The sequence below is a fragment of the Stenotrophomonas sp. STEN008 genome, assembly GCF_056760435.1.
Genome location: NZ_JBRRET010000067.1, coordinates 1 through 7,389 on the forward strand (window position 1 = coordinate 1; position 7,389 = coordinate 7,389).

The window sequence follows — 7,389 nt, forward strand, 5'->3', positions numbered from 1 at the left end:
CGATGATCCTACTGCTGCTGGTGGGGGGGCGGGGGGGGGAGGAGGAGGCGGGGGGGCGGGGGGGGGGGGGGGGGCGGCGGGGGGGGGGGGGGGGGGGGGGGGGGGGGGGGCGGCGGGGGCGGGGGGCGGGGGCCCGGCCCCCCCGCTACCGGGTGAACGGGCCGTGGTGCGTCCTTCACCGCGATCCGACGGCTGACGCGCAACGCTCCGGGAAACTCCCGGAGACGTCGATGGAACTCAACCAGGATGTATCGATCCTGCTGCGCGTGGCCGCCGCGATGCTGTTCGGTGGCGTGCTCGGTATCGAGCGCGAGATGGGCAAGCATGCGGCGGGCCTGCGCACGCACATGATGATTGCCGGCGCCGCAGCGCTCATCGTGGGGCTCGGCGATTCCGTGGCCGAGCATTTCCAGCAGGAGCGCTACCGCGACCTGCTGCAGGTCGACCCGGTGCGCCTGATCGAAGCGGTGGTGGCCTGCGTCGGCTTCGTTGCCGCAGGCACCATCCTGCGTGGCAGCCGCGAGGACCAGGTCAGCGGGCTGACCACGGCCAGTTCGCTGGTGATGGCCGCCGCCATCGGGATTGCAGTGGGCATCGGCAAGTACGTCATTGCCCTTGGTGTGAGCGTGCTGTGCCTGCTGGTGCTGGCGGTGATGCGACGGTTGGCGGACAGGCTCTAGCGGGGCAGCACCTTCGAGCTTCCGTCATGTGGCGCTTTATTGGTAATACCAATATGCCCGGTAACTCTATGGTCTAATAGGCTCTTCGTCGAAATGGCGGTTCAATCGGCTTCAAGTGGTCCGATGAATCTGATTATTGGTAATACCAATAATCGTGACCACGGCGTCCCATCGCATGCGGTGGGGAAACATTCCGCCCCCCGTCGAGAGCCTCCATGCAGCCCTGGCAACACCTGTACGACCCCGCCGGCAACCTGTGGTTGTCCAGCCTGATCGCGTTGCTGCCGATCGCGTTCTTCTTCGTTGCCCTGGCCGTGCTGCGCATGAAAGGCTGGCTGGCCGGCACGATCACCGTGGCCATCGCACTGGCTGTGGCCCTGCTGTTCTACCGCATGCCGCTGACCCAGGCGTTGGGAGCGGCCGGCTTTGGTTTCGTCTACGGGCTGTGGCCGATCGCCTGGATCATCATCGGCGCGGTGTTCCTGTACAAGGTCTCGGTCAAGACCGGGCAGTTCGACATCATCCGCGCTTCGATCCTGTCGGTGACCGAAGACCAGCGCCTGCAGATGCTGATGGTCGGCTTCGCCTTCGGTGCCTTCCTGGAAGGCGCGGCGGGGTTTGGCGCGCCGGTGGCGATCACCGCAGCGCTGCTGGTCGGGCTGGGCTTCAAGCCGCTGTATGCAGCGGGCCTGTGCCTGATCGTCAATACCGCGCCGGTGGCATTCGGTGCGATGGGCATTCCGATCATCGTGGCGGGACAGGTCACCGGGCTGGAGGCCTTCGAGATCGGCCAGATGGCCGGTCGCCAGCTGCCGTTCCTGACCATCATCGTGCTGTTCTGGATCATGGCGATCATGGATGGCTGGCGTGGCGTCAGGGAAACCTGGCCGGCGGTGCTGGTGGCCGGCGGGTCGTTCGCCATTGCCCAGTACCTGACCTCCAACTTCATCGGGCCGGAGCTGCCGGACATCACCGCGTCGCTGGCGTCGCTGGTGTGCCTGACCCTGTTCCTGCGCCGCTGGAAGCCGGTACGGATCTTCCGCTTCGATACCGAAACCAGCGCCGAGGCGGCCGCCCAGGCGCTGGAAGCGCCGCGCTACAGCGTTGGCCAGATCGCCAAGGCCTGGTCGCCGTTCCTGATCCTTACCGCGATGGTCACGCTGTGGAGCATCAAGCCGTTCAAGTCGCTGTTCGCGGCGGGTGGCCCGCTGGAAAGCTGGGTGCTGAAGATCCCGGTGCCGGGCCTGGACCAGATGGTGCAGAAGATGCCACCGATCGTGCCTGCGCCGTTGAGCTACGAGGCGGTCTATAAATTCGACGCGTTCTCGGCCACCGGCACGTCGATCATCCTCGCCGCAGTGATTGCCATCATCGCCCTGCGCATGCCGGCCAAGGCGGCGCTGCAGACCTTCGGCGAGACCGTGCGCGAGCTGCGCACACCGATCTACTCGATCGGCATGGTGCTGGCCTTCGCCTTCATCGCCAACTATTCGGGCCTGTCGGCCACGCTGGCGCTGGCGCTGGCCCACACCGGCAAGGCATTCACCTTCTTCTCGCCGTTCCTGGGCTGGCTGGGCGTGTTCCTGACCGGCTCGGACACGTCCTCCAACGCGCTGTTTTCGGCCTTGCAGGCCACCACTGCGCAGCAGATCGGCGTGTCCGAGGTGCTGCTGGTGGCGGCCAACACCACCGGCGGCGTCACGGGCAAGATGATCTCGCCGCAGTCGATTGCCATCGCCTGCGCCGCGGTCGGCCTGGCCGGCAAGGAATCGGACCTGTTCCGCTTCACTGTCAAGCACAGTCTGATCTTCACCGTGATGGTCGGCCTGATCACCACCGCGCAGGCGTACTGGCTGACCTGGATGATTCCCTGAGCCATGCAGCCGACGACCTATCCGCGCAGCATGGGCCGCACCTGCCAGGCGCTTCGGGCCACAATGGCGCCATGAGCACGCAACGGATTTCAGACAAGGTGGCCGCGCAGCTGCGTGGTCTGGTGCAGGAGCGGCAGCTGCAGCCGGGTGACCGGCTTCCGGCCGAGCGCGCGCTGGCTGTGCAGCTGGGTGTCTCGCGCACGGCGCTGCGCGAGGCCATCGCGCAGTTGTCCAGCCAGGGCCTGCTGAGCGCACGCGTGGGCGGCGGCACCTACGTGGCGGAGCCGGCCACGCGCGCGCGGCAGGCGCTGGATGAACCCCTGGCTCCGTACCTGCCGTTGTTCCAGGGCGACCCGGAATACCGCTTCGACGTGCTGGAGATCCGTCACGCGCTGGAAGGAGCGACGGCCTGGCATGCAGCGCTGCGTGCCACCGATGAGGATCGGGCGCGCATCGCCCAGGCCTTCCAGACCATGATGGATGCGCATGGCAAGGATGATCCTTCAGGCGAGGCGGAGGCCGATGCGGCCTTCCACCTGTCCATCGCCGAAGCGTCGCACAACCTGGTGCTGCTGCAGGTGATGCGTGGCCTGTTCGATCTGCTGCAGACCAACATCTCGCAGAGCCGCGAAAAGCTCTACACCTCGGCCAGAACATTCTCGCCGTTGTCCGACCAGCATCGCGAAATGATGGATGCCGTGCTGGCCGGTGATCCGGAGCGCGCGCGCGCCGCCGCGCATGCCCACCTCGAGTTCGTGCACACCACGCTGCGCACGCTCGACGACAACGAAGCCCGGCGCGCGCGGGCCTCGCGCCTGCCTTCCCCACACGGTTGACCCCATGATCATCTCCGCCTCCACCGATTACCGCGCCGCAGCCAAACGCCGGCTGCCGCCGTTCCTGTTCCACTACATCGATGGCGGCGCCTATGCCGAGCACACGCTGAAGCGCAACGTTTCGGATCTGTCCGACATCGCACTGCGCCAGCGCATCCTGCGCAACATGTCCGACCTGAGCCTGGAGACCGAGCTGTTCGGCGAGACGCTTGCGATGCCGGTGGCACTGGCGCCGGTCGGCCTCACCGGCATGTATGCACGCCGCGGTGAAGTGCAGGCGGCGCGGGCAGCTGACAGCCGCGGCATTCCGTTCACCCTGTCCACCGTGTCGGTGTGCCCGATCGAGGAAGTGGCCCCGGCGATCCAGCGGTCGATGTGGTTCCAGCTGTACGTGCTGCGCGATCGCGGCTTCATGCGCAACGCCCTGGAGCGCGCCCAGGCGGCGGGCGTTACGACGCTGGTGTTCACCGTGGACATGCCGGTACCGGGTGCGCGCTATCGAGACGCGCACTCCGGCATGAGCGGTCCGAATGCTCCGCTGCGCCGCATCGGCCAGGCCATCACCCATCCGCGCTGGGCCTGGGACGTGGGTCTGTTCGGACGTCCGCACGATCTTGGCAACATCTCCACCTATCGCGGCAACCCCACCGGGCTGGAGGACTATATCGGCTGGCTGGGCAGCAACTTCGATCCATCCATTTCGTGGAAGGACCTGGAGTGGATCCGCGAGTTCTGGAAGGGACCGATGGTGATCAAGGGCATCCTCGACCCGGAAGACGCACGCGACGCGGTTGCATTCGGTGCCGACGGCATCGTGGTCTCCAATCACGGGGGGCGCCAGCTCGATGGTGTGCTGTCCACCGCACGCGCGCTGCCGGCCATCGCTGACGCGGTACAGGGCGACCTGAAGATCCTCGCCGATTCCGGCATCCGCACCGGACTGGACGTGGTGCGCATGCTGGCGCTGGGCGCTGACACCGTGCTGCTGGGGCGCGCCTTCGTCTATGCGCTCGCGGCGCAGGGTGAGGCCGGCGTGGCCAACCTGCTGGACCTGATCGCCAGGGAGATGCGCGTGGCAATGACGCTGACCGGCGCACACCGCATTACCGACATCGGCCGAGATTCACTGGTGCGGCTGCCATGACTGGCCACGGGGCCATGCTGTCGCAGCTGCGTGCTGCTGTCGGCAGCCGCCATGTGCTGACCCGCGACAAGGCGACCCGCCGCTTCCGCCGGGGCTATCGCTTCGGCGACGGCGCGGTGCTGGCCGTGGTGCGTCCGGGCACGTTGCTGGAATTGTGGCGTGTGCTGCAGGCGGCTGTGCAGGGTGGGGCAGCGATCATCCTGCAGGCCGCCAATACCGGCCTGACCGGCGGCTCGACCCCGGATGGCAATGATTATGGGCGCCCGGTCGTGCTGGTCAGCACCCTGCGCCTGACCGGCATCCAATTGTTGAACGAGGGCCGCCAGGTGGTGTGTCTGCCGGGCGCCACCCTGGACCGGCTGGAGCAGACGCTGGCGCCGCTGGGGCGCGAGCCGCATTCGGTGATCGGCTCGTCCTGCATCGGCGCCTCGGTGCTGGGCGGCATCTGCAACAACTCCGGCGGTGCGCTGGTGCGGCGTGGCCCCGCCTATACCGAGCTGGCGCTATATGCGCAGGTTGATGCGCAGGGCCGGTTGCAGCTGGTCAACCACCTGGGCATCGCGCTGGGCGATACGCCCGAGCAGATCCTGCAGCGCTTGCAGGCCGGTGACTACGATGCCGCCGATGTCAGCGACGGCGACGGCCGTTCCGCGTCCGACCCGCGCTACGCCGACGAGGTGCGCAGGGTCGATGCCGATACACCGGCGCGCTTCAATGCCGATCCCGGTCGTCACTACGAAGCGGCGGGTTCAGCCGGCAAACTGGCGGTGTTCGCGGTGCGCCTGGATACGTTTGAGAAGGAGCCCGCCGAGGTCTTCTACATCGGCAGCAACCGTACCGGGAGTTTCACCGCCATCCGCCGCCAACTGCTGACCGGCTTCGATCGCCTGCCGATCGCTGGTGAGTACATCCACCGAGACGCCTACGATATCGGCGAGCGCTATGGAAAGGACACATTCCTGCTGATCGACCGGCTCGGGACCGCACGGGTGCCCGCGGCATTCGCACTGAAGAGCAGGGTTGACGGCTGGTTCGAGCGGCTGGGCCCGCGCGGCGTGACCGATCGGGTAATGCAGGTGCTGACCGGCCTGTTGCCCTCGCACCTGCCCCAGCGCATGGGCGAGTTCCGGCAGCGTTACGAGCATCATCTGCTGCTGAAGGTCTCCGCACAGGATGCAGCGGAGACCGAGGCCTGGTTGCAGCAATTCTTCGCCGAGCACGAAGGCGGCTATTTCCACTGCACGGCCGAAGAAGGGCGCAAGGCCTTCCTGCATCGTTTTGCCGTGGCCGGTGCTGCAGTGCGCTATCGCGAGGTGCATCGCCAACAGGTGCAGGACATCGTCGCGCTCGACATCGCATTGCGTCGCGACGACGCAGACTGGTTCGAGCAGCTGCCCGCCGCCATCGAAAGTCGCCTGCTGCACAAACTGTACTACGGCCACTTCCTGTGCCACGTGTTCCACCAGGACTACATCGCACGCAAGGGCGAAGATCCGATGGCGATCGAGCACGCGATGTGGGCACTGCTCGACCGGCGCGGGGCCGAGTATCCGGCCGAGCACAACGTCGGTCACCTGTACCCGGCCAAGCCGGCGCTGGCTGGGTTCTACCGACAGTTGGACCCGAGCAACACCTTCAACCCGGGCATCGGGCAGACTTCGAAGGCCAAGGGCTGGGGTGGCTGCGACTGCGGATGATGTAGACCCGAGCCCGTGCTCGGCTGCACTTCCCGGCAGGCAGCAGTCGAGCATGGCTCGACTCTACCCGGGCAACGGTTACCATCGGAATTCCAGCCGCAGGAGCCGCCCATGCCCCCCATCGTTGTCCGCACGACCGTGTGTGCTGCACTGCTGGCCGCCCCGATCCTGGTGTTGGCGCAGGGCTCGATCCTGCCACAGCAGCGCGATGCCGCTGGCAATGTGATGGAGCCGCTGGGGCACGTGCTGATCACCCCGGAGGCAGGCCCGGCAGGACTTTATGAGTGCACCCAGGACGGCAACTGGTGTGTACGCGTGCAACCGGTGGCCGAAGAGGGGAAGCGGCCCACCGTGCTGGAAGTGCTTGAGAAGGTGCCGGGCCAGGGCAAGCCGCACAGCTACCACGTCCGCATTGACGTGCCGCAGGAAAGCGAACTGAAGCTGTGGCCGTGGATCGTACGCCTGGCACCCGGTGTCGGCGCGGATGAGGACGTGATTGACCCGCAGCCGCGTGCCCGCCAGAACGTACTGGTAGGCGCCACGGTCACCTTCAGCATGATGTACTCCGGCGGTGGGGCAGACGCATCGACGCTGCAGCTGGCACGCGTGCGCCACCTGCAGGATGGCATCCAGGTGGACGATGATGTGCTGACCGTGCCGTGGGTGGGCAACGCGATGATCCGTGCCTGCTTCAGCGAGCAGGACATCAGGCAGCGTGCCGGTGCCTGCCACGATGAGTATGGATTCTCGGCAAAGCTGGGGCTGGATCCGGCAGTGCAGGGCATGCCGGTGCTTCGTTACCAGACGGTGGCGACCCGCTTCCCCGCAGGTGCATCGCGTTTCGAGGATTCGCTGGCGAAAGGGCCGTTGAAGGCGAAGGACCTGCGTACCGAGCAGGACCCGGCGTGCAGCTATTCGCGTCTTTTCCGTTTCAGTGAGGGCCGTTTTCACCCCGACCAGCCACTGCCGGATTGTGCCGGTTATACCGAACCTTGAGCCCTGTCACACCGGCCCGTGCCCGACGCGTGTTCTCTGTAGAGGCGCGGGGCCCCGCCGCGGGGGCGGGGCCGCCGCCGCGGGGGGGGGGGGGGGGGGGGGGCCAGCCGCGGGGGGGGGGGGGGGCGGGGGGGGGGGGGGGGGGGGGGGGGGTGGGTGGGG

Annotated in this window: 6 protein-coding genes; all 6 read left to right on the top strand. The window is 67.2% G+C overall.

The window, feature by feature from the left end; all coding sequences use genetic code 11:
* Window positions 1-230 precede the first annotated feature (230 nt).
* The 6 genes from ACVOME_RS18315 (at window position 231) to ACVOME_RS18340 (ending at window position 7,227) form a co-directional block, all read left to right on the top strand.
* The gene (locus ACVOME_RS18315) at window positions 231-680 is read left to right on the top strand and encodes an MgtC/SapB family protein (protein ID WP_053517640.1); all 450 of its coding nucleotides are present in this window, start codon (window positions 231-233) and stop codon (window positions 678-680) included.
* Window positions 681-895: 215 nt separating this feature from the next.
* On the top strand, window positions 896-2,554 hold the full coding sequence (gene lldP, locus ACVOME_RS18320; protein WP_065182750.1) for an L-lactate permease: 1,659 nt from the start codon (window positions 896-898) through the stop codon (window positions 2,552-2,554).
* A 71-nt stretch (window positions 2,555-2,625) separates the two neighbouring features.
* Window positions 2,626-3,390: a transcriptional regulator LldR gene (gene lldR, locus ACVOME_RS18325; RefSeq protein WP_053517636.1), complete on the top strand. Its 765-nt coding sequence runs from the start codon at window positions 2,626-2,628 to the stop codon at window positions 3,388-3,390.
* Window positions 3,391-3,394: 4 nt separating this feature from the next.
* A complete protein-coding gene (gene lldD / locus ACVOME_RS18330; protein WP_053517634.1) occupies window positions 3,395-4,534 on the top strand; it encodes an FMN-dependent L-lactate dehydrogenase LldD in 1,140 nt (379 codons plus the stop codon).
* Window positions 4,531-6,231: a D-lactate dehydrogenase gene (gene dld / locus ACVOME_RS18335; RefSeq protein ID WP_481505377.1), complete on the top strand. Its 1,701-nt coding sequence runs from the start codon at window positions 4,531-4,533 to the stop codon at window positions 6,229-6,231. The genes lldD and dld overlap by 4 nt, the downstream gene beginning before the upstream one ends.
* Before the next feature lie 111 nt (window positions 6,232-6,342).
* A complete protein-coding gene (locus ACVOME_RS18340; RefSeq protein WP_481505378.1) occupies window positions 6,343-7,227 on the top strand; it encodes a hypothetical protein in 885 nt (294 codons plus the stop codon).
* Window positions 7,228-7,389: the final 162 nt, after the last annotated feature.